This is a genomic window from Winogradskyella sp. PE311 (genome assembly GCF_046545555.1).
Lineage (GTDB): Bacteria > Bacteroidota > Bacteroidia > Flavobacteriales > Flavobacteriaceae > Winogradskyella.
Genome location: NZ_JBHZTH010000005.1, coordinates 170,159 through 195,381, shown reverse-complemented (window position 1 = coordinate 195,381; position 25,223 = coordinate 170,159). Strand labels below are relative to the sequence as shown.

Sequence of the window (25,223 nt, the reverse complement as noted above, 5' to 3'; positions counted from 1 at the left end):
GCTTAGTGCTTAATTATTTTGTTTGTGATTTCTAAATTATTATCACCCGAAATCTTAACAAAATAGATACCTGTATTTCCACTGATATTAATTTCTGTTTGTTTAATGACTTCATGTTTTGTTGATCCGAGTTGTTGACCAAGCATATTAAAGATTTCGATGGTAACATTAGTTTGTGTCTTTTCAAACGCTATGCTAACGTAATCTTTGGTTGGGTTTGGATATAGGCTAAAGCCTAATTCTTCCTCAATATCATTAGATAATGTACCCGTAAAGGTTCTTCCGATAACTTCAATTTCTGCAAATTTTAATTCAATATCCGTTGGGTTGGAAGAATGAATTCTCATATAACGACCAACCGCGCCAATATTGTTTTGTGTAAACTTTCGAGTAGGCACTCCATCTTTTACAAATTCAAAATTAGCTTGTGCTTGAGATTCAAGGAATGTAGTTCCTGTGAACGGAGCATCAGAAATAAAAACAGAGAAATTCTTAAAATGTGATGAAGGGACTTCAATATTTGAACCGTTTAATTCAACAGTATTCCAAATATCAAAGTATTCAATGGTTTTGACTTCACCAAAGTCTATATCGTAATATGGTTCGTTACTTAGAGTGGTTTCAGAAAAACTTCCAACAGGTAATAAATCGCGTTGGTAGTATTGTGCATTTATACGACCATTGATATTGCCGTCGACAGCTTTTTCTGCAGAAAGATCTAAGTTAACTGTTCTGTGAAATCCATCTGTATAATCTATGTTTGTTTGTGTAGTACTTTGAGAAACAGTAGCTAATCTGCTAATCATTTGGTTTTTTGGTAATAAAGCAGACGCGCTTTCTACTAATGGACTTGCAAAAACACCAGAGGAAGGAGCGTTCATTATCTTAACGCGGACAGGGAATGTGGTATACTCAAAAGTTCTTCTATTTGGTAGACTCTCGTTGATTATAAAATAAAGCTGGTCGTTATCATTGACATCTTTGTAAACTCCATTTACCATTAGATAATCTTCAAATTTTGCCTGTGAGGCAAATTGATAAATCCTTTTTGGGTAATTTTCTCTCAAATTTCCTTGTGCTAAGGCTTGTTGTATACCCATGTCATAGCTTCCGTAATCGTCGGTGATAATGCCATCAACTTCAAATCGTAAAGCTTCATCTCCTGAGGCTGAATAATCTAATACGATATCATCTAAAATTGTAAACGTTGTTGGTCTACTAGAAAGGTCAGCTGAATTGAGGTGGATTGTATTGTCGGGATGTTCGGTATAATTAAAACTTGGGTTGAGTTCAGGATTATCAACGTCTAGTTGATAAAATTCATTCACATTACTTGTTTCAAGGTCAATAAAAATCCAAGGTGTAAACCCATTATTTCTTGTTTTTGGTTCTTCAGAGTTACTTAATGTTGTTTTTGAAACTCTAATGGCGTGTTCTAAGTCCACTAGTTTTAAACCTTCGAAGGTTTGATTATGAGAATGTTTCCACATATCAATTCCTAATGATGTTGTTGGATTGTTCCCAGAGATAAAAATATCTTTAAAACTATAATCTGCTTGATAGTTTATTAAAATACCAGTATTTGCTCCCCAAACTTTAAGTCCATCGAAGATAGAGCGCGATTCGTGATTCATTCCCATATCACGTTCTACAGAGCGGAAACCTATGTTGCAATCTATGGCTATCGTATTTTCCATGATTAATGATGCTTCAACCGGCATTACACCATCACCTTCTTTACTGTAACCGTTTCTGCTTAAAGGAAAATTATCAACTTCATAACCAACTCTACTCGTTGCCAAAGCTTCTGCATCTAGCCGGTCTAAATTATTAATAGAATTATTCATATTAATAACTCCTACACCTCTTCTGGCATTGGCTATAACATTGTTACGGCATAAGACGGCACGACCTTTCATCGCTAAGCCTTCTCCACTAAATAAATAATCATCATGGTAAAGAGAAGCTGTATAAGGATCTGTGGTATGTCCTTGCTGTATATTAACTACTAAATTATTATCCCAAGTCCCAGTTTCGCTGCCAGTTTCAGACACAATACCAGCACCTACGATATCATAGATCACATTATCCGAAACGTTAGCATGAGAGTCATGATGTGTAATGCCCCAACCTGGATTATCCCAAATAACATTACCCGTTACTTGTGCCATATTAGCGCCAGCCGCTGCACCTAACTTATGTAAATGGATAGAATAACGCCCTCTAGAGTTGGTCATTTCGTTAGTAGGTATATCGCGCATCTCAGCACACTCTTGTCCTAATGCAGAAATTTTACTTGTAAAAACTTGAGGCTCTAACCAATTATTCCAAATAAAATCATCTAATAATTTTGATTTGTCGGTGCGACCTAAACGTAAGAATTGTGCATTTTTAATTTGAACATTAGTATCATTATGCATCGCCATAACATGCCCTCTTTGAGTTACAATACTTGTATTTGGTGATTTAAAAATAATATTCCTTGTAAGATTACCTACATAGCAATGCAAGTCATCTGCTGGTCTACCTTCGTGATTTTTAGATAGGTTAGTGCTTAATGTAATAGTGTTTTCAGAAATACTCTGAATTTGAGCTTCGTCTTCTCCATTATTAGATGTTGATGCATTACCACCACTAGTAATAATTAAGTCATCATCGATTTTCCACCCTAAAGGGATTTCAGATAATTGTAAAGTGTTTTGCCCTGAATTTGCATTCGAAGCAAGTTTTATCATATTTGTTTTTTCTTGACCAATAATCTCTAGCTGCCCCATAGTTACCATCCCTAAACTTAGTTGCTCCGGATCCCAACTGTAACGTCCAAGGACTCCAATACCATCATCCACAATTGTTCCTGAGCTTTCAATAATTTGAAAATCCCCGTTTAAAGCTTCAGCATATGTGTTATAGCGATCATCGCCCTGTCCTGTTCGTGTTTTAAAGGTGACAACTCCATTATCTCTAAAATGATTTTCTGCGGCTGTACTCCAGATATTTGTACTAGAACGGAAGGTTTCTATATCGAAAGGTTCAATATTTACTATTATATTTCCATCAGTTGCATTATTTGCTAATATGGTAATATAAGAACCATGCATAGCGAAGAATGTGTCAAACTTTAGTCTTGTAGTTTGGTTTGCATCGGTTTCAGTCATATTAAAATTACCATCAACTCTAATGGCGAAAATATGATCTCCCGAAGACCCTTCATAACCTATGGTAATTCCATTAGGAATATAAACAATAGCTCCAGTCGACGGTACATTGCCAGCATCCCAAGTTGAGGCGCTAAACCAAGATCCATTTTGTACAGCTGTATGTGTGGCTAAATTGGTTGGTAATACATTCATCATGTCCATCTGACCGATAGATAGTTGTAGACATGCGAAATATGTAACAAGAGAAAAAAGTAATTTTATTTTCATAACGAAAAATGTAGGTATTTTATGTTATTCAAAAATATGAATTCTTATGGCAAAATAGGTTGGTTATTAGTGATTTAAAGCTGAAGGTAAGTCATTATTTACAGAATATTGAGTATTTTGAAACTGATTATAGAAAATTCGATTTAATTTTGAAAATCAACATATTAAATATGAGAATTAAATACCTAATTATTGGGATATTGGTACTTTTTGTTTCAAAACCAATTATTTCTCAAAATGCAGATGGTCAAAAAAAGATAAAAATATTTTTATTAGCTGGCCAATCTAATATGGATGGTAGAGCAAAAGCTAGTGGTTTATCTACTGAGGATAAACTCCGTTTAAAGCTGGCGCAAAAAAATGTAACTCTATATTATAATTTCGGTGATGGAAAACCATTAGATACGACTAAGGTTGCTAAGCATACAGCAAAAAAGTTTGGTGCCGATTACTTATTTGGTCCTGAACTGTTCTTTGGTATTAATGTGTCTGAAAAATATCCAGACCATAAGATTATATTAATTAAACGTTCTAGAGGTGGTATGTCTTTATACGGAGCTTGGAATCCTAATTGGACCATAGAGAAGGCGACTCAAATAAAAGAAGAAAAGCAACCAAAATTATATAGTGAATTTGTTAATTATTCTAATAAGGTAATCTCGACTCTAGCAAAAGATAGTTACGATTTATGCGGGATGCTTTGGGTTCAAGGTGAGAGTGATAGTGGCAAAAAAGGAGGGGCAGAACCTAGTGAAACTTATGGTGAAAATCTTATGAATTTAATACGTCATGTTCGTAAGGATTTTAATAGTCCAACACTACCATTTTTACTGTTACAAGTTGGTCACGGAAAAGTTGTAAAAGCTATGAAAGAGGTTTCTCATAATGATAAGAATGTCGTTTTAATTCCTCAGGAAAGGGCTGAAACTTCTGAATTTTATTTTGAAAAAAATCCGCGCCCTGTAGGTCATTATGTAACCGATGCAATGAAAAAAATAGGGACTTATTTTTATGAGTATTATGAAAATGAGTTTAGTAGCAAAGACTAAACAAACAGTATTTTTAAGTTATTTAATACAAATTACATAGTATATAATAAACGTTTGCCTGCTCTTATTAGTAATAGTGTTTAATGAGAAATTGTAAAAGTAGTTTGTAAAACTAATTAGACTGTTTTTTTTGGGTCTATTTATTTGATTATTAGTGTAGTTTAACATAAATTTCTTTTTTTTGTACATTAATCAACGTTAACTAAAGCTACACAAGTATGCTTTTAATGATATTTACGAACATCTTAAATTAAAGAGAATCTATGAAGCTAAAATATCTTATTTCTTTTTTTGGAGCATTACTATTCTTAATATCTTGTGAAGACGATGATGAGAATCTTAATGCCATAGGAAAAGTTACTTTTGCAATTACGGAACTCGTGGAGGTTGAAAATGCTACAAACCCACTAAATATTAACGTAGGTATAGATAGTTTTAATCATGCTGGTGGTACTATAGATATTTCAATTTCTGGAGGAGATTATGGTGTAGATTATGAAACCAGTGAGGGTTCTAATTCATTCACTTTAGATGTAGAAGCACAAACGTTATTTTCAACATTTTCATTAACGCCTATAGATGATCAAAACATTGAAAGTAATTTACCGTTAACTATAACAATCACTAGTGTATCTGGATCTTTAGAATTAGGAGAAAACACCACTTTAACGTTTATAATAATAGATAATGACGATCCACTAATAGCTTTAGTAAATTTTGAAAATAATACTGAGCAAATTGATGAAAATCAGGCTACTAGTGAATCTATTCAAATACTTTTTGATCAAGCAACTACAGATGGAGGAACACTAAGTGTTTCGTCTTTTGGCGATGCAATTTATGGTGTAGATTATACAGTAGATGGTCAAACTTCAGGTGATTTTGTAATTAACGTTCCGAGTGGTTCTACTTCAACGAGTTTTGCGGTACAACCTATAGATAATGCTAATTTTGAGGCCAACAAAACTATTACCTTTACTTTAGATGAGGTTTCAGGAGGCTTAAGTTTAGGTGCTGAAACAGAAACGACTATAACTTTAGTAAATGATGATGCGTCACCAAATCCGATAATTGATTTTAGTCCATCAAATACACTAAATTATAGTGAAGCCGAAGGAACAATTACATTGAACTTTGATATTTCTGAAACTACTACATCAGATGCTACAATTGAGTTAACTACTTCAGGGAATGCTGACATATCTGATTTTAATTTTAGTGGCAGTAACGCTAATCCTTATGCTTTTGTAATCCCATCAGGATCTAGTACTGGCAGCGTAGCAATTACTTTAGTAGACGATACGGATACTGAATCTGATGAAACCTTAACCCTAGAAATAACGAGTGTTACAGGTGGCTTGGATGCAGGAGCTAACTTACAATCACAAACTATTATCATTACAGATAATGACGGCGCTGTACCATTTAGTTACATAGAGACTTTTGAGTCTAATGATGGAACAAATAGTTATTTAAATTCTGTATTAAATTATCAAAATGCGCTTGCCAATCAAACAATAGATCCAAATCAATTGATTGATTTAATTACAAACACAGGCTCTTTTAGCGATGTTGAAGATGAAACTGGTAGTTCAGATAATGGATTAAATCTTTTTTATAACACAGGGAACGATTCTGCATTAAACGGAACAATCGATAATGTCGTAATTACACCAATTATTGAAGGTGTCGGACCAATGGATATTAGTATAGACGCAGCTTATGCCTTTAAAAACCAAAATGCAGCAATGGTTACATTTTATTGGTCGCAAACTTATGATGGCTCGGGTTCCTTTAATGAGAATGATTGGACAGTGATGGGAACAGAATCAGTACCAAGTATGGATGCTGAAGGATTTGGAAATAATAATTATAAACGACAAGAGTTTAGTATTTCACCAACTGCAGATTTTTATATTGCAATTAGAGTAACTGGTATTGTAGACGATACTAACTATAGATTGCGATGGCGGTTTGATAATATAACAGCAATCAGTCAATAATTAAATAAAAAGAAAAATGAAAAAAGTACTATTTACATGTATCGTATTTTTAGGATTAGGATTAACCACTAGTTTATCCCAGACCGATAAAATGAAAGAAAAAGCTACCGCTATGGTAGAGCAACTTAATAATGATATTATTGCAGGCAATGAACATTTAGCACTAAAAGAAGAGCAAAAAGCGCGCATTTATAACCTTCATTTAGAAAGGTTGAAAGAACTTAGAAAAGCAAATAAGGCGGGAGTAGATAAAGCAGGTAAAAAAACTATAAATAAAAAATATTATAAAGAAATATACTCTCAGATTTTGACAAAACACCAAAAAAATGCACGAAAAATTGGTAAATCAAGGCAACAAAATTAATTTTGTGCACCTCAGATTTAATTAGCTGAACAATTAAAATTCGTTAAAAAAGAAATATTATGAGAAAAATTACTTTACTATTTATAATTACAATAGTACCATTTATATGTTTAGGGCAAACTTTTGATTTTACGGGAGTTGATGAAGGTTTTAATGTAACATCTGCCTGCTCCACTTCTGCTGCTTCGACATTTTTATCTGTGGATTTAAATGGTGATGCTAGCAATCCTAATTTTGGTACTATAACGGCTAATGTTGATGCAGATACTAATGGTTTTGTAGGTGTAACTATAAAAAATGCAGACGCATCAGGTCCTACTTTTATGAGAGTATCTTATCCTAACGATAGTGGTGGAAGACGTTTTGTTAATTTAGATATTACAGCAGGAGAAACAGATTATATAACTTATTGGTTTGATTTAACAAACGCACTTTGGGCTGGTACTGAAAATGATATTAAAATCCACTTTAAAGCTGCAGGAAACGTTACTTATGTTGTTCCGACTGCTGGTGTTAATTTAGAAATTGATAAAATTGAATTTGTAGATGCTATACCGCCTCAAGAGCGAGAGATTTTTAACTTTGATACTAATGGAGATTCAGAAGGTTGGACAGATGTTGATGCAACCTCAGTAGTTTCAGGAGGTATTATAACTATAACTCCAATTGAGGATGAGTCTTCTAAAATAGTACAAGATGTGTTTTCAGTTGATGCTACAGCAAATACGTATATTCACATTACATATAAAAACAATTCTGCTCTAAATAATCAATTTAGATTACAGTTTAGATATGCTGGTGATGGATACACTAGCTTTCTTGGAACAAATGTAGCTATTAATCAAAGCATGTCTGCTTTTGAGACTCTAGATGTAGATTTAGCATCAGCAAGACCAGAATGGACTGGTATTACACAAGATTTTCAAATAATTGTTAGAGATACTAATAACGACGATGTTAACAATAATGCAGCATCTCCAGGAGCTATGGAAATTGACAGTATTGTGTTTGACAATAATATGACTTTGAGTTCTGAAGATTTAGATGCTATTGATTTTAGTATCTATCCCAATCCTACTGATGATATAATCAGAATCACTACAAAATCTCAAACAGATTCTGTTAGGATTTATGATATTACTGGGAAACTAATTATGTCAATGAAATTTAATAATTCTGATAGTTTAGATGTTTCAGAATTAAGAACTGGAGTATATCTTTTTAATTTAGTGCTAGTAAATGGGATTGAGATAACCAAGAGATTAATTAAAAAATAGAAATAAGTAACGTATCATTTTGTTTAAAGCCCAATAATAGAATTGGGCTTTTTTTTGGCTTTAAAGAAAAGCTTACGGCCTAGGTAAGTCGCTCATATTAAATTTTTTAAGATTATTTCATCGACTATTTATGTTAATATATCTGCTTAAATAATAAGGTTTGAAATTTTCATTATCTTTACTTGTCTCAAATTTATTAAAATAAAAGTTATGAAAGCTATAAGTATACTAGGAATAGTAGTATTTACAATGGTTACAAGTGCCGTTTCAGCGCAAGAAAGCAAGGTTAGAACTGACAGGTTTAAGGCTATAGATTCTGATGGTAACGAAGTAATAACTATTCGCGAAATGAAAAGTTACTATCGCTATAAGGAAACCAAAGATGGAGATCGTATTGATCCTAAGAAAATGTTCTATGCTTTAGATAAAAATGAAAATTCAATCATTACGTTGAGTGAATATTTAAAAGGTGAAGATTGGAAATTGGCCTATAAATACGTTGATAAATGGCAGTACTCCATTACTGAGGAAGATGTAGCAAAAAGCGAAGGTATTAAAAAGGATAAAGCCAGAATTAAGTTTGAAAAAATTGATACAGATAGAAATGATACCTTATATAAAAATGAAGTTGTTACTTTTTATAAAGGTATAGTAAATAAAAAAACGGGTGATCCTGTAAATGCTAAACTCAATTTCTATACGTATGACATTAACGAGGATGGATTTATTACATTTAATGAGTTTACTCAAAAAGCTGATTGGAAAAAAGGTCATGACCGCTTAATAGCCGCACAGGATAAAGAAAACCCAAGAGACCCAAATGAACCTTCTGAGGCTTACATAAAGAAAAGGATAGAAATGTTTAATAGTGCTGATTCTGATAAGAATTTTAAATTAAGCATAGAAGAACTGAACGTATTCTATCAAGATAAACTTAATAAGCAAGGTAAACCGGTAAATGCCTTATTTCAATTTTTTGGATTGGATAAAAATGAGGATAATTCCTTAGAATTGGGTGAATTTGCATCAAAAATTGACATTCAATTAGCAAGAAAAAAGTATAAAGCTGCTAATGGCAATAAAAAATAGACAATACCTAATTTATTTTCATCATATTTTTTGGTAATTACCTGTTGTGAACTTAATATGGTGTAATTGTCATGCTCTATAAATAATTATTTGCTTTAATTTATTTAGCTCTCGAAGCAACATGATAATTGAAAAAGAAAAACATGTAGAATTGTTTTTTCTCTACATAGGTGTTATTTAAGCAATAAAATATTACAATTTACAATAGACTCCTGTCTTGCTTCACAAGGGAGCTTGCTATTTGCTTATTTATAATATGAGAGACTATCTTATTAGCTTGATAAGAATTTTAAAGTTTAATCTAATCATTATTTTACGGCATCAGGGATGATTTAAGCCTGTTTTAGATACATAATTCTTTATCATGTTTAGGCTCCTTACACATACTTTTTTAGTGCTATTTCATAAAGGTTTTGCCTATACAATTATTAGTTAGACCACAACATATGTGCATTAAACCTATTATTTACTTATATTAGTACCTTAACATAAGTAATTCTTGACATAATAATATTTTGTATAATTATAAGTGCCATAACTTAATTGAGATAAAGAAATGAGTAGGATAAAAAAGGTTTTATACATTCTATTATTGTTGGTGACTACTTTTTCTTACTGCCAAGAGATTCCTCCAATTCAAATTTTCACTCCTCAGGATTATAATGCTGAAGACCAAAATTGGTCGGTTACCCAATCGCAAGACAACTTTATTTATGTAGCAAATAACTCAGGTTTGCTAGAGTATAATGGTGCATATTGGAGACTTTTTAAGTCACTAAATAACGATATTCTAAGGTCAGTTAGAGCTGTTGAAGATAAAATTTATTCTGGTGGCTACATGGATTTTGGGTTTTGGAAAAAGGATGAGTTTGGTAAACTTTTATATACTTCCTTATCCGCAAAAAGGAAATTCTCAATACAAGAAGATGAGGAGTTTTGGAAGATTATTGATATTGAAGGCTATATTTTATTTCAATCTTTAGAGAGTATTTATATATATAATGTAGATAATGATGAATTTAGTATAGTTAAGTCTGAATCGAGGATTAATAAAATGTTTAAGGTTAATGAAACTATTTTGTTTCAAAAGGAAGGTGAAGGGGTATTTCAAATAGAAAATGGTATTGAAACTCTGGCTTATACATCACCAATACTTAAGAAGGATGAGGTAATTAATATTTATGATTTTAATAATAAATTATTGTTTCACACGAAGGAAAAGGGTTTCTTTCTTAGTTCAGATGATGATATTTTGCCATGGGATATTGAAGGAAATGATGTGTTATTGAATGCTAGCGTTTATAGTAGTATTAGATTAAGAAACGGGAATTTTTTAATAGGAACCATATCTAAAGGTGTAATCGAATTAAGTCCAACTGGTAAAATTGTACTGAAAATTGATCAGTTGGCTGGGTTGAGTAATAATACTGTTCTTTCTTTAAAAGAGGACGCTGCTGGTAATGCTTGGCTAGGATTAGATAATGGTATTAATATCTTAAATTTAAATTCAAAATTTAAAGTTTATGAAGATAAACTTGGTGTTTTAGGCACAATATATACATCTGCTCTATTCAATGATTTTTTGTATTTAGGGACTAATCAGGGACTGTTTTATAAAAAAGTAGGAGAAAAAAAGCAATTTAAATTTATTGAAGGAACTAAAGGACAAGTATGGACACTAGAGGTTTTGAAAGACGCATTGTTTTGTGGTCACGATAAAGGTACTTTTATGATAAGGAATGGTATTGCGGAGAGAATTTCAGATGAGATTGGTACATGGGTAATTAAAGAGGTGATTAATCAACCGAATTTACTAATCCAAGGAAATTATAAAGGCTTATATGTATTAGAGTTTATTAACGGTAAATGGAAGAGAAGAAATAAAATAAAGGGGTTTAATAATTCGTCTAGATATATAGAGTTTGTTGGGCCAAATGAGATTTTAGTAAATCACGAACATAAGGGTATTTATAAAATTGATATAGACAAAACTTTTGAATCTGTATTGGCTTATAAACGCATACCTATTGGTAAAGGAATTAAATCTAGTATAGTTAGCCACAATAACTCCGTTTTATATAGTTATAAAGAGGGTTCCTTTTATTATAATAAAACAACTGAATCTTTCGAAAAAGATTCGATTTTAAGTGCGCTATTTAGTGACCAAAACTATTGGTCAGGTAAATTTGTGAATGATAAACAGAAAAATAAACTCTGGGGTTTTTCTGAAAATGAAATTATATTTATTGAACCTGGAAAACTTTCTAAGGACCCTAAAATCAATAAAGTTGCAATACCTGGAGATGTTAGAAGAAGTAAGCCAGGTTATGAAAATGTTTTACATTTAGACGATAATAACTATTTAATTGGTGGTGCTAATGGTTATCTTATCTTAGATCTTACTCAAGATTTTCAAAGTTTAAATACGATATTTCTCAATGAAGTTTCGCATAATTCTCTGCACAACGATTATAAATTAGTTAATACAAAAGATGAGATTACTTTAGAGAATAAAAATACTAATGTAACTTTTAAGTATAGCGTACCTAATTATGAAAAACTAGCCAAATCCAAATACCAGTATAGATTAATTGGTATATATGACACTTGGAGCGAATGGTCTACTGATGCAGAAGCTTCTTTTGAGAATTTGCCTTATGGAGATTATAGTTTTGAAGCCAGATCTATAACAGGAACTGAATTATCTGAAAATATTGTGTCTTATAATTTTAGAGTTGAAAAGCCATGGTATCTAAAGCCATTAGCAGTTATATTGTATGTTATACTTCTGTTAACAATAGGGTTTTTAGTGCATTATTTCAATAAACGCTATTATAAAAAACAGAAGCAAAAGCTTTTAGATAAAAAGCAACGAGAGTTAGAGATGGAGCAACTCGACAGTCAACGACGTTTAGTGCAGTTTAAGAATGAAAATCTGCAATTAGATATTGAGAATAAAAACAGAGAACTCGGAACAGCCACTATGAGTCTGGTTAAAAGAAATGAATTACTTAATAATATAAAAGACCAATTATCACGTAGTAAGTCTCCAGAAGATGTTAGAGGAGTTATTAAAATGATAAATTCTAATTTGAATAATACTAGTGACTGGAAATTATTTGAAGAAGCTTTTAATAATGTGGATAAAGAATTTATGAAGAAGATCAAAGCGCTTCATCCGTCAATTACACCAAATGATTTAAGATTATGCGCCTATTTAAGATTGAATTTATCTTCAAAAGAAATTGCACCTTTATTAAATATTTCTCATAAAAGTGTAGAAGTAAAACGTTATCGATTAAGAAAAAAGATGGGATTAGACCACGAGCAAAACCTTGCAAATTATATTCTCGAGCTTTAAAGAACTATACAAATCTAATTTCAACCTATACATAACCTATACATTACTGTTATTTAGTTCTTATTTCAACTAATTACTGACCAATAATTAATAAGTTGATAACTCAAAAAACAAGGCTTTAAACTGCATTTTTATCAAAATAGTAAACGATTTATTGAATTGTATATTTTTTGTATAGGCCTATTTTGTGAAATCGATAAAATTTAATATTATTTTTAAATTATTAAATTCAGTATACAGCTGACCTAACGAAACCTTTCTAAAAATTAAGATTATGAAAAAACACTTTCTAAGATTAATATTCATACTAATTGCGATTCCAGCTTTTGGTCAAACTGATAAAGTATCAGTTCAAAAGAATAGTGATGGAATGAAATTGATTGTAAATGGGGAAGACTTTATAATTAATGGTATGAATTGGGATTATATTCCAATCGGAACAAATACCATAGATGCCAATTTTTGGAAAAAATCAGACGACATCATAAAATCTGGTTTAGATTCCGAAATGTCTTTATTAAAAAATATGGGTGTAAACGTAGTCCGTCAATATACTGGTGTTCCAGCAAGATGGATACAGTATATATATGAGAACTACGGAATCTATACAATGCTTAATCATTCATTTGGTAGATATGGTTTAACCTTAGATGGCGTATGGACGCCTGTTACTATTTATGATGATCAAGTTACTAAAGATCATTTGATGAGCGAAATAACTACTTTGGTTAGTGAGTATAAAGATACTCCAGGTTTACTTATGTATTTATTAGGTAATGAAAATAATTATGGATTATTCTGGCAAGGTGCAGAAACAGAAGATTTTCCAGATGAAGAAGAGAAAAAGATTGCTATAGGGGAAAGTCGCGGACGACCAATGTATAAATTGATGAATGAGGCTGCAAAAGTAATGAAGGGAATTGATAGTTCTCATCCAGTTGCTATTTGTAATGGTGATGTTCTTTTTATTGATATTATAGCTGAAGAATGTAAAGATGTAGACATTTACGGTACAAATACTTATAGGGGTGCATCTTTTACAGATATGTTCGATGTTGTAAAAGAAAAACTCGATATGCCATTAATGTTTACTGAGTTTGGTGCAGATGCTTTTAACGCTAAAGACAATAAGGAAGATCAAAAAGCACAAGCCTATTACATGCTAAGTAATTGGAAAGAAATTTATCAAAATGCAGCAGGTCAAGGTAAGGCAGGAAACTCTATAGGTGGTTTTACATTTCAATTTAGTGATGGTTGGTGGAAGTTTGGTTTTGATGACAGAAAAAATGCGGAAAAGCATGATAATAATGCATCATGGTCTAATGGTGGTTATTCAATAGATTTACCTGGGCCAGATCAAAATAATATGAATGAGGAATGGTTTGGTATTTGTGCAAAAGGACCAACTAATGAGCGTGGATTATATGATCTATATCCAAGAGCAGCATATTATGTTTTAAAAGAGGCGCATAAACTTAACCCTTACGGAGAAGGTATCACACCATCTTTTTTAAATGATTATTTCAATAATATTCAAATCATGGACGCCGTTCTTCGAGCAAGAGGGGATAAAGCTGCATTAGGAGGTAATGATGCTCAGAAAATTAGAATAAGTCAATTAACAGCTAATTTTACTACGTTTAGTACAGGTGGTAGTCTTATTACTACACCAGATACACCAGAAGTAGATGGTACTACATTTCCAAATCAACTAGGGTTTGACCATATGCAGTCTTATTTTATTGGTATAGAAGGAAATCCTGCGCCAAACGTTAGAGCCGAGGTTAATTTTAATATAGTTGGAAATGTAGCTCAAAATCCAATCGATGAAATTTTCTATGAAAACAGGTCACGACCAATCACCGTGAATTCTGATAATGGAAATGTTGTATTAGGTGATGCGAATAGAGTTAATGTATACCAAGCAGAATTTGAATGGAATGCAAAAGATTTTGATTTAAGAGGTTTTTACAGAACAGGTCATTATCACTGGCAATATGAAGGAGATTTCTTCGGTTTATATCCTGAAGCTAATTACGGACCTAACTTAGATATTTATGGTGGTGAAATTTTAGGTTTAGAGATTGATGGTAAAGGCGATTTTGAAGGTTTAAAAGCAGCTTTCGGTCCTCAGCTATGGTGGGGCGCAAATCCAACAGCATTGCTGAAATATCATAAAAAAGTTGGAAAATTTGATGTTACTGGTATTTATCATAGAGATATGGAGACAGATTTAGAATTTGATGCTACTGGACGACGAGTATTAGATCAAAATCAATTACGAAGTGGTATTATACCTGCTTTTCCGACAGAGAGAGCAACGCTTGCCGTAGAAAGAGAATTTGGGAAGTTTGATGTTGTTGTAGGTGGTATTTGGGGTGGAAGTCCTCTTAATGGAAGTACCTTTCAGAATGTTAGAGGTAGTTCAGGAAACTACACCGTTTTCGACGATAAAGTTTCAGGTAAAGATAATTGGGGAGGTAAAGCAAAAGTGACATACCAAGGAGGACGATTTAATATGTATGCACAAGGCGCTATTATGGGACTTGTTGCTGCCGGAGGTTTTGATGCAACACAAACATTTACTGGATGGAAACTGAAGGATAGTGGTAGTGGTAATATGTCAAATTTTTTAACAGGTTTTACTTATTCATTCGGAAATATACAAGTAGCACCGAACTTTATGTACCAAAAACCATTAGTAGATCCAATGCCAAATGATGTTAATGCACCAGGTAGATTGAGAAACGTTATTGATGATCCTTTTGCCGTAAGAGGAGGTAATAGAGAAACGACAGCAGGTGAGATATTATTTACTTACGACCCTACCCCAGGAACATGGATGTATCAGTGGGATAACGATAGATCTGAAGATGCGAAATTTGCGATGAATTTAGGTTTTGTATTTCGTCATTTGCCAACAACACAAGATGCTCATATTGGTTTCTTAGCTAACCGTACATTTTTTGCTTTTCCAGATTCTGCACCAGCAGAAGACTTATGGGAAGTACACTCTAGGATGGTTTCTAAGTTAGGTACCGATTTTGGTATTATTGGTAACTTTTATTATGGTAATGGCCAAGCAAATGGTGATAGCGATAGATTGATTAAACGTTTTGGTGGTGACATCAGAGCCATCTATAAGAAGATGAAATTTGAAACTCACGTCAAAGTCAATGATTGGGGTCCATTTGATTACCATAGAGATTTTAACCTTACGTTTCCACTGCAACTTATGCTAGATGTTTCAACATCTTTAGGTAAACCAGATTGGTTTATATTACCAAGTACCACAATTGGAATAAGAGGCACATGGCGTTCACTAGATCAATTCTCGCCTCGATTTTTACCTAATCAAGCACCAGAATTTGGTGTCGCACCATTAAGTCCAGTAGGTTTTCCTAATGGAAGTGAATGGGAAATTAGAACTTACGTGAATATAAATATTGGTAAATAAAAAAATAGAAATATGAAAACTAAAAAGTTAATACAATTAAATACAGCATTACTTATGCTATTGTTAATAGCTGTAGGTTGTGAGAGAGATATTTCGGATGACGCTACTGAGTCAACATTCCCAAATACAGCAGATATTTTTACAGATGCACCAGTAGGTCTTACAGACGATTTCTTTAAATCTTTTGATCCTGCAGGTGGAGCAAATACAGAAGGCTTTGGAACAGATGATGACGTTTCATTTGAAGGCACTACATCAATCCGTATAGATGTACCTGCTCCTAATGATCCTAATGGTGGGTTTATAGGTGGTATTTTTAAAGACAGAGGAGCAGGGAGAAACCTTACAGGATATGATGCCTTAACTTTTTGGGCCAAAGGATCAACTACAGGCACCATCGGTGAAGTAGGTTTTGGTACTGATTTTGAAGAAAGTAATTTCGCAGTTACTTTAGCTAATGTTCAATTATCTACCGATTGGAGAAAATACACAATTCCAATTCCAGATCCATCTCTTTTAACTCAAGAAAAAGGAATGTTTCTTTTCTCAGCTGGCACACAAAGTACAAATGGGTTTGGTTTTACATTTTGGATAGATGAGCTAAGATTTGAGAATTTAGGTACGCTAGGTCAACCAAGACCTCAAATATTTAACGGAGAAATGGTTACTCAGCAAGCCTTTAGTGGTTCAGTGATTCAAGCTACAGGTTTAGGGTATAAAGTTAATTTGGCTTCGGGTATTAATCAAACTGTGAGTGCCACGCCAAACTACTTTAATTTTATTTCTTCTGATCCTAGTGTAGCTACAATTTCAAACTTAGGTGAGATTACTGTTTTAAATGAAGGTACAACTACAATTACAGCTTCTATAAGTGGAGTTTTAGCAGAAGGTTCTTTAACCCTCGAGGTATCGGGCCCTTTTGAATTTGCTCCCGCACCAACAAGAGATGCAAGTTCAGTAATCTCTCTTTTTAGTGACGCTTATGTAGATGTGGATGTTTCTCGTTATAACTCATTCTTTGCGCCTTTTCAAACTACTTTAGGTGGTGTACTTCCAATCGGAGATCAAGCTATAATAAGTTATACGGATCTCAATTTTGTGGGAATAGTATTTAATGGGGTCATATTTCCATCAGAAGCAGTTCCAACTATAGATGCGACAGGAATGACGCATATGCACATAGACATTAATGTCCAAGAAGAATTACAAGTAGGGGATAGAATATTGTTAGAGCTAACAAATTATGGAGCTACCAATCAAACAGGTGGTTTTACAATTACATCAACTGACTTAGCGACCGATGGTTGGGTAGGATTTGATATACCTTTAGATCAATTTGCAGGTCTTGTTGATAGATCTAGTTTGGGATTATTATTATTTAATTCTCAGATAGGCGCAAATCCAACAATATCAAATGTGTACTTCGATAACATATACTTTTATAACGAATAAGACTTTGTAAAAAATAATTAAGATGGAAAATAGAAATTTAAATAAATTCTTAAGGATGAAAAATATATCATTTGCTGTATTAATTGCATTCTTATTTATAGGATGTGATCCCGACGAAACACAAGATGTGGCTCAACTCAATAATTTAGTTTTATCTGAAGAGTTTGATGTGGATGGCACACCAGACCCATCACTTTGGGCTTTTGAGATAGGAGATGGAACCGCACAAGGTATACCAGGCTGGGGAAATAACGAACTTCAATATTATACAGATCGACCAGAAAATGTTAATGTAGATAATGGAGTACTTGTTATTACTGCTCAAGAAGAAGATTTTGAAGGTTCTAATTATACGTCTGGGAGACTAATAACACAGGGCTTATTTGAGCAACAATATGGTCGTTTTGAGGCACGTATTCGTTTACCGTATGGCAAAGGTATATGGCCAGCATTTTGGTTATTAGGAAATGATTGTGATCAAAATCCTTGGCCACAATGCGGTGAGATTGATATTATGGAATATTTAGGCGATTCACCAACTGTCGTTTTCGGAACTGCACATGGACCAGGTTATAATGCTGGTGAAGCAATAACAAAAGAGTATGAATTAGAAAACGACCGCTTCGATACTGATTTCCATATTTTTGGAATAGAATGGGGTCCAGATTATATTAACTACTATGTAGATGGAGATTTATATCAATCAATTACCCCAGAAACTGTTGCTGAAGAAGCTGTAATAGATGGTGATCCTGTAAATGCAGGTGAATGGGTTTTTAACCGTCCATTCTTTATGATTATAAATATAGCAGTAGGAGGAAATTTACCAGGAGCGCCCAATGCGGAAACTGAATTTCCACAAAGAATGTTTGTTGATTATGTAAGAGTTTATAATTAATTTAAAAACAAAATCATGAAAATTTTTAAAATAAATCAGATAAGTACACTTTTTATTGTTTTATTATCTCTTTCATTGACCTCTTGTAGTGATGATGACAATGAAGATTTACAAGCAGTAACATTAAAAGCAAACTTCATTAGCACTGTGAATTCAAGAACTATTTCTTTTACAAATATTTCTGAAAATGCAACTAGTTTTTTATGGGATTTTGGTAACGGAACAACGTCTACGCTAATCGATCCTGTAGTAGTTTTTGATGATGGCATGTATACAGTTACTCTAACTGCTTTTGATGCAAACGGAAATTCCGATACACAACAAGATACTTTTGTAATAGAAAATATTTTTAGCAGTGGTTTACTAATTAATGGTGATTTTGAAAACGGGAGTAATCCATGGATTCAAGGCGTAGACGATAATAGTCCTGCGCCTACTGTAACGGAAAATGGAAATACATTCTACCAAGTGAATATTACAAATCCAAATCCAATGCAGCCGTTTTTGGTAAATATGAGCCAGAAGCTAGAAATAGTGCAAGGAACTACTTATGTATTAACGTTCGATGCGTGGTCTGACGGCGATAGAGATATAATAGCAGGTATAGGACTAAGTGGAGGAGATTTTTCAAATACAGTTCAAACTGTAAGCATTAATAGTACACAACAGCAATATCAATTGATATTAACGGCTACAAGTTTTGGAGCACCAGACGCAAGAGTTTTGTTTGATTCTAATGGCGAAGCAGGACTTGTTAATATAGATAACGTCTCTTTAATAGTACAGTAATTATTACATGGAAGGTTTTACAAGCTTTCCTTTTAAATAAATTGGGCTAACAGTATCGTATATCTGTTAGTTAAAAGTAAACCAACCATACATTGAAAAATAACACGATTTCAGGTAACGAAGCTAAGTTAGATCAGGTTACAATTAATAATAAGAAGTATTTCAAAATTTCTAATAGTAATGAAATGCGACCATTTTTTATGAGCATAGTTAGTGATTCTAATCACTGGATGTTTATATCTAGTAATGGAGGCTTAACTGCCGGAAGAAAAAATTCTGAATTTGCTTTATTTCCATATTATTCGGATGATAAGATTACAGAATCTGCCGAAATAACTGGCGCTAAATCTATATTTCAAATTACTAAAAATGGGCAAAGGTTTTTATGGGAACCTTTTTCAATTCGGTTTCAAGACAATTATAATACACGATGTAATTTATACAAAGGTGTTTATGGTAATTCGGTAATTTTTGAAGAAGAAAATATAGATTTAGATATAACCTATCGCTACGAATGGTGTTCTAGTAATAAATACGGTTTTGTAAAGAAATCGAGACTTATAAATAATTCAAGCGATATTATAGATGTCAATGCTTTAGACGGTATTCAGAATGTTTTACCATTTGGAGTGAGTAGTGCGCTACAAAATGCAAGTAGTAATTTAGTAGATGCCTACAAAAGAAACGAATTGGTTAAAGATTCTGGAATCGGAATTTTTGCACTTAGTGCAATAATTGTAGATAAAGCAGAACCAAGTGAAGCCTTAAAAGCCAATATTGCTTGGTCTTTAGGGTTTAAAAATCCGACATACTTGTTATCATCTCTACAATTAGATGCGTTTAGGAATTTTGCTGATACCAAATTAGAGACAGATGTAAAAGCAGAAAAAGGCGCCTATTTCATTAATGCATCATTCAAGTTAGCATCAAATAATCAAAAAGATTGGTGTATTGTAGCAAATGTGAATCAAGATCATTCTGATATTGCAAAGATTTCAAATGATATAAAACAAGACGATAAGCTATTAGAAAAACTTAATGATAATATAGAATTTGGCACAAAAAATCTAATAAAATTAAATGCAGCGTCAGACGGTTTACAATTAACATCAGATAGTTTTAAGGATACAAGACACTTTTCTAATACTCTTTTTAATATCATGAGAGGTGGTATTTTTGATGATGGCTATAATATCGAAAAATGGGATTTTAAGACCTACCTGCATGCAGCAAATAGAAATGTTGCTAAAAATAACGTTGCTGTTGTAAAAGATTTGCCAGAAGTGTTTACCTTAAACCTACTCAAAGAAATTGCAAATAAAAGTTCTGATAAAGATTTTACACGTTTGTGCTTAGAGTATTTGCCTTTAAAATTTAGTCGCAGGCATGGTGATCCTAGTAGACCTTGGAACAAGTTTTCGATTAATACAAGAAGTGAAGTTGATGGTTCTAAGATTCTAGACTATGAAGGTAATTGGAGAGATATTTTTCAAAATTGGGAAGCCTTAGCGTGCTCTTATCCTGAGTTTATTGAAAGTATGATTCATAAATTTCTAAACGCTACAACCTTCGATGGTTATAATCCATACCGTGTAACCAAAGGTGGATTTGATTGGGAAATTAGCGAACCAGATGATCCTTGGTCTTATATCGGTTATTGGGGAGATCATCAAATAATTTATTTGCTTAAATTTTTAGAATTTATTGAAGATTACAAGCCAGGCGAATTAGAGCGTTTCTTTACTAAAGATTTATTTGTGTATGCAAATGTCCCTTATAGGATTAAAGAATATGGAGACTTGTTAAAAAATCCTAAAGATACAATCGAGTTTAATGAAGATTTAGATCATAAAATTAGAGTGTACAGAGATACTTTAGGCGCTGATGGAGCATTATTGCAAAATCGCAATGGTGATGTTGTTAGAGCAAATTTCATGGAGAAAATTTTAGCGACAACATTAGCAAAACTCTCTAATTTTATTCCAGAAGGTGGCATTTGGATGAATACGCAACGTCCGGAATGGAACGATGCAAATAATGCCTTAGTAGGAAACGGTATTTCAATGGTGACACTTTGTTACTTAAGACGATTTTTGAAGTTTTTTGAGGATGTGTTTGCAAATAGTAGTACAGAAGAGGTTGAAATATCTACAGAACTAGCTGATTTTTTCAATTCGGTAAAATCAATCTTACAAGATAACGTAACAGTTTTATCAGGTGCAATTAATGATGAAACAAGAAAAGAAATTTTAGACGCTTTGGGAAAGGCAGGTAGTAATTATCGCGAAAGCGTTTATGAAAACTCTTTTTCAGGAAATAAAACAACAATTGAAATAGCTGCGATTAAAGCTTTCACAAAATCAGCATTAAAACATTTAGAACATTCTATAGAAGCTAATAAGCGTAAAGATGATATATATCATGCTTATAATCTAATGACCGTGGATACAAATAACAGCGTTTCGGTTTCTTATTTAGATGAAATGTTAGAAGGCCAAGTTGCCGTTTTAAGTTCAGGTTATTTGTCGTCTAAAGAAAATTTAGCGGTTTTAGATGGTTTAAAACAAAGTAAGCTCTTTAGAAAAGATCAGTATAGTTATATATTATATCCGTACAAAAACTTAAAAGGTTTTATGGATAGAAATACAGTGCCTTCTGCTGCTGTAGAAAATTCTAGTTTATTACAAAAACTCATCTCAGATGGAAATACCCAGATTATTGATAAAGATGTAAATGGCGAATACCATTTTAATGGGAATTTTAAAAACGGAAATGATTTAAAAGAAGGGCTACAAAAATTAGAAGGAACTTCTTATGAAGATTTAGCGAATAAAGATGCATCTAAAGTTCTTCAAATTTTCGAAGATATTTTTAATCATAAAGCGTTTACTGGCAGATCAGGTACATTTTATGGCTATGAAGGCTTAGGTTCAATATACTGGCATATGGTTTCAAAACTGTTGCTTGCTGTAATGGAGTGCTGTCAAAAAGCAATTCATGAAAATGAATCAGACGAAGTCATAGGTAAATTATTAGAGCATTATTATGAGATTAATGAAGGGATAGGTGTGCACAAATCACCAGAATTATATGGTGCGTTTCCAACAGATCCATATTCGCATACACCTGCTGGTAAAGGAGCGCAACAACCTGGAATGACAGGTCAAGTAAAAGAAGATATATTAAGTCGTTTTGGAGAGCTTGGTGTTTTTATGAAGGATGGTAATTTGGTATTTAATCCAAGTATGCTGCGCAAAGATGAATTTTTAAAAGAAGCAAAAACATTTAATTATATCAACATTAATGGTAATGATAGAGAGCTTAAACTTACAGAAGGAGAATTAGTTTTTACCTATTGTCAAGTTCCTGTAGTTTACGAAGTATCACAAACCGATGGTGTACATGTCAACTTAGCTAATGGTGAGTCTAAGAGCTTCAATAATTTAAGTTTAGATAACGAGTTGAGTACATCGCTATTTAGTCGTTCAGGTGATATAGATATTATAAAAGTGTACGTAAAAGAGTCTCATTTAAAATAAAAATAAATGACTGCTAAAGATATATTAGGAAATTCGGAATACTTGGCCATATCGTACGGAGGATATAGAGCTAAGACACGAGATGTTCAGCCTACTATACCTGAAATAAAAGATGATCTTAAAATTTTATACGCCATGGGTATTAAATTTTTAAGAACTTATAATGTACAACTAGAGCAAGCATCAAATATATTAAAAGCGATCACAGAATTAGGAAAGGAAGACTCAAATTTTGAGATGTACGTAATGCTTGGGGCTTGGATAGATTGCCTAAATGCATGGACGGAAAAAATGCCTAATCACAATGTGGAAAGTCCGGATAATGACGCTGAAATATCTAGAGCAGTAGCCTTAGCGAATGCGTATCCAGATATTGTAAAAGTACTTGCGGTAGGAAATGAAGCTATGGTAAAGTGGGCAACAAGTTACTATGTGCAACCAAATATTATTTTAAAATGGGTTAATTATTTACAAGATCTAAAGAAGAATAACCAATTACCTAAAGACCTTTGGATAACAAGCTCTGACGATTTTGCATCTTGGGGTGGTGGCGAAGAGACCTATCATTGTAAAGATTTAGAAAATTTAATAGAAGCGGTAGATTATATTTCTATGCATAGCTACCCATATCATAATACACATTATAATCCAGAATTTTGGGATGTACCAAAAGCACATAAAGGTGCGCCGAGTGCAACCAAGATTGAAATGGCAATGGAGCGCGCTCTTAGATTTTCTCAAGAGCAATTTAAGGGTGTAGAAAATTACATGAAGAGTTTAGGAATAGATAAGCCAATTCATATCGGTGAGACAGGATGGGCAAGTGTGTCAAATGGGTTTTATGGTAAGAATGGGTCTAAAGCGACAGATGAATATAAACAGGGCTTATTCTATAAACTCATGCGTAATTGGACGAACAGAGCAGGAATATCATGTTTTTATTTTGAAGCTTTTAATGAACAGTGGAAAGACCAACACAATCCAAGCGGTTCAGAAAATCATTTTGGACTTTTCAAAATAAATGGAGAAGCTAAATATCCGATATGGAATTTGGTAGACAAAGGCATTTTTGAAGGATTAACTAGAAATGGAAATCCGATAACAAAAACCTATAACGGTAATAAGGAAGAATTAATGCCACATGTTTTAGTACCGCCAACAAAACGATAAGACTATTAATACAATAAAGATCATGAAATTAAAGCATACTGTTTTTATAATTACAATGAGTTTAGTTTTTTTATGGTCTTGCAATGAAAAATCAAAGTCACAAAACGAAGTGGAAACATCTAGTGAATTAACTGCAAAAGAAATTTTAGGTAATCCAGAGTATTTAGCCATGTCTTATGGTGGTTATAGAAATGTAAATCACGATGTAGAACCAACGATTGAAGAACTAAAAGAAGACATGTTGCTATTGTCTGCCATTGGCATTAAAGTGCTGCGTACTTATAAAGTACACTTACCACATGCTTCAAATGTGTTAAAAGCAATAACGGAATTAAAAAAAGAAGACCCTAGCTTTGAGATGTATGTAATGTTAGGTGCATGGATAAATTGCAAAAATGCATTTACAGATTTATCACCAAATCACGACGAAGAAAGTGAAGCTAATAGTACAGAAATTGCAAGAGCAGTAGCTTTAGCTAACCAGTACCCAGATATTGTTAAAGTAATTGCTGTTGGTAATGAAGCTATGGTAAAATGGCAAGCTTTATATTATGTGCAGCCAGGAATAATTTTAAAATGGGTTAGCCATTTACAAGAATTAAAGAAAACAAATAAGTTGCCTAAAGATTTATGGGTAACAAGTTCAGATAACTTTGCGTCTTGGGGAGGTGGTGGAGAAGAATATCATGTCGAGGATTTAAATAAATTAATTAAAGCGGTTGACTTTATATCTATGCATACCTACCCAATGCACGATACCCATTATAATCCTACGTTTTGGGGAGTCCCAGAGCGTGAAGCTAATTTATCAGATATAGAAAAGATCGATGCAGCGATGCTACGCTCTTTAGAGTACTCTAAAACACAGTTTAATAGTGTATCTACTTACATGAAAAATCTAGGAGTGGATAAACCAATTCATATTGGTGAAACAGGTTGGGCAACAGTATCGAATAGTTTTTATGGTCCTGAAGGTTCAAAATCTACAGATGAATATAAAGAGGCACAGTTTCATAACTTAATTAGAGATTGGACAAATACAAATAACATTTCTTGCTTCTATTTTGAAGGTTTTGATGAGCCTTGGAAAGATGCTGCAAATCCTCAAGGTTCAGAAAATCACTTTGGTTTGTTTACCGTTAATGGACAAGCAAAATATGCTTTATGGGATAAGGTAGATAAAGGTGTCTTTGATGGATTGACTAGAAACGGAAATGCAATAATTAAAACTTATAATGGTGATAAGAATATGATGATGAAGGACGTATTAGTGCCACCTACGAGTAAAGAAATCTCTGAAAAGAATCATAATTAATACAACAAACGATGAAACCAATTCAATATTTTTTT

Annotated in this window: 14 protein-coding genes; 13 read left to right on the top strand and 1 reads right to left on the bottom strand. The window is 32.9% G+C overall.

Annotation, left to right across the window (positions count from 1 at the left end; translation table 11 throughout):
* Positions 1-2: 2 nt before the first annotated feature.
* On the bottom strand, positions 3-3,425 hold the full coding sequence (locus ACFWU4_RS14785) for a T9SS type A sorting domain-containing protein (RefSeq protein WP_411129258.1): 3,423 nt from the start codon (positions 3,423-3,425) through the stop codon (positions 3-5).
* A 170-nt stretch (positions 3,426-3,595) separates the two neighbouring features.
* On the opposite strand from ACFWU4_RS14785, the gene ACFWU4_RS14780 reads away from it, so the two are divergent.
* The 13 genes from ACFWU4_RS14780 to ACFWU4_RS14720 all read left to right on the top strand — a co-directional run bounded on the left by ACFWU4_RS14780 (position 3,596) and on the right by ACFWU4_RS14720 (position 25,188).
* Positions 3,596-4,474, top strand: a complete 879-nt coding sequence (locus ACFWU4_RS14780; RefSeq protein ID WP_411129256.1) for a sialate O-acetylesterase — start codon at positions 3,596-3,598, stop codon at positions 4,472-4,474.
* A gap of 263 nt (positions 4,475-4,737) precedes the next feature.
* Positions 4,738-6,477 carry a hypothetical protein gene (locus tag ACFWU4_RS14775; protein WP_411129254.1) on the top strand — a complete coding sequence of 580 codons (1,740 nt, stop codon included), beginning with the start codon at positions 4,738-4,740 and terminating at the stop codon, positions 6,475-6,477.
* Positions 6,478-6,493: 16 nt separating this feature from the next.
* A complete protein-coding gene (locus ACFWU4_RS14770; protein WP_411129252.1) occupies positions 6,494-6,841 on the top strand; it encodes a hypothetical protein in 348 nt (115 codons plus the stop codon).
* A 59-nt stretch (positions 6,842-6,900) separates the two neighbouring features.
* Complete coding sequence (locus ACFWU4_RS14765) at positions 6,901-8,118, top strand: T9SS type A sorting domain-containing protein (RefSeq protein WP_411129250.1); 1,218 nt, start codon at positions 6,901-6,903, stop codon at positions 8,116-8,118.
* 210 nt (positions 8,119-8,328) lie between these two features.
* Positions 8,329-9,207 carry a hypothetical protein gene (locus ACFWU4_RS14760; protein ID WP_411129248.1) on the top strand — a complete coding sequence of 293 codons (879 nt, stop codon included), beginning with the start codon at positions 8,329-8,331 and terminating at the stop codon, positions 9,205-9,207.
* A 556-nt stretch (positions 9,208-9,763) separates the two neighbouring features.
* Complete coding sequence (locus ACFWU4_RS14755; protein WP_411129246.1) at positions 9,764-12,568, top strand: triple tyrosine motif-containing protein; 2,805 nt, start codon at positions 9,764-9,766, stop codon at positions 12,566-12,568.
* Between the two features lie 274 nt (positions 12,569-12,842).
* Positions 12,843-16,025: a glycosidase gene (locus ACFWU4_RS14750; protein ID WP_411129244.1), complete on the top strand. Its 3,183-nt coding sequence runs from the start codon at positions 12,843-12,845 to the stop codon at positions 16,023-16,025.
* A 12-nt stretch (positions 16,026-16,037) separates the two neighbouring features.
* Positions 16,038-17,477, top strand: a complete 1,440-nt coding sequence (locus ACFWU4_RS14745) for an Ig-like domain-containing protein (protein WP_411129242.1) — start codon at positions 16,038-16,040, stop codon at positions 17,475-17,477.
* A 55-nt stretch (positions 17,478-17,532) separates the two neighbouring features.
* Complete coding sequence (locus ACFWU4_RS14740) at positions 17,533-18,375, top strand: family 16 glycosylhydrolase (protein ID WP_411129240.1); 843 nt, start codon at positions 17,533-17,535, stop codon at positions 18,373-18,375.
* A 15-nt stretch (positions 18,376-18,390) separates the two neighbouring features.
* Positions 18,391-19,164, top strand: coding sequence for a PKD domain-containing protein (locus ACFWU4_RS14735; protein WP_411129238.1), 774 nt, complete (start codon positions 18,391-18,393; stop codon positions 19,162-19,164).
* A gap of 92 nt (positions 19,165-19,256) precedes the next feature.
* Positions 19,257-22,703, top strand: coding sequence for a hypothetical protein (locus ACFWU4_RS14730; RefSeq protein WP_411129236.1), 3,447 nt, complete (start codon positions 19,257-19,259; stop codon positions 22,701-22,703).
* A 6-nt stretch (positions 22,704-22,709) separates the two neighbouring features.
* Positions 22,710-23,873 carry a glycosyl hydrolase family 17 protein gene (locus tag ACFWU4_RS14725; RefSeq protein ID WP_411129234.1) on the top strand — a complete coding sequence of 388 codons (1,164 nt, stop codon included), beginning with the start codon at positions 22,710-22,712 and terminating at the stop codon, positions 23,871-23,873.
* 22 nt (positions 23,874-23,895) lie between these two features.
* Complete coding sequence (locus ACFWU4_RS14720; RefSeq protein WP_411129232.1) at positions 23,896-25,188, top strand: glycosyl hydrolase family 17 protein; 1,293 nt, start codon at positions 23,896-23,898, stop codon at positions 25,186-25,188.
* Positions 25,189-25,223: the final 35 nt, after the last annotated feature.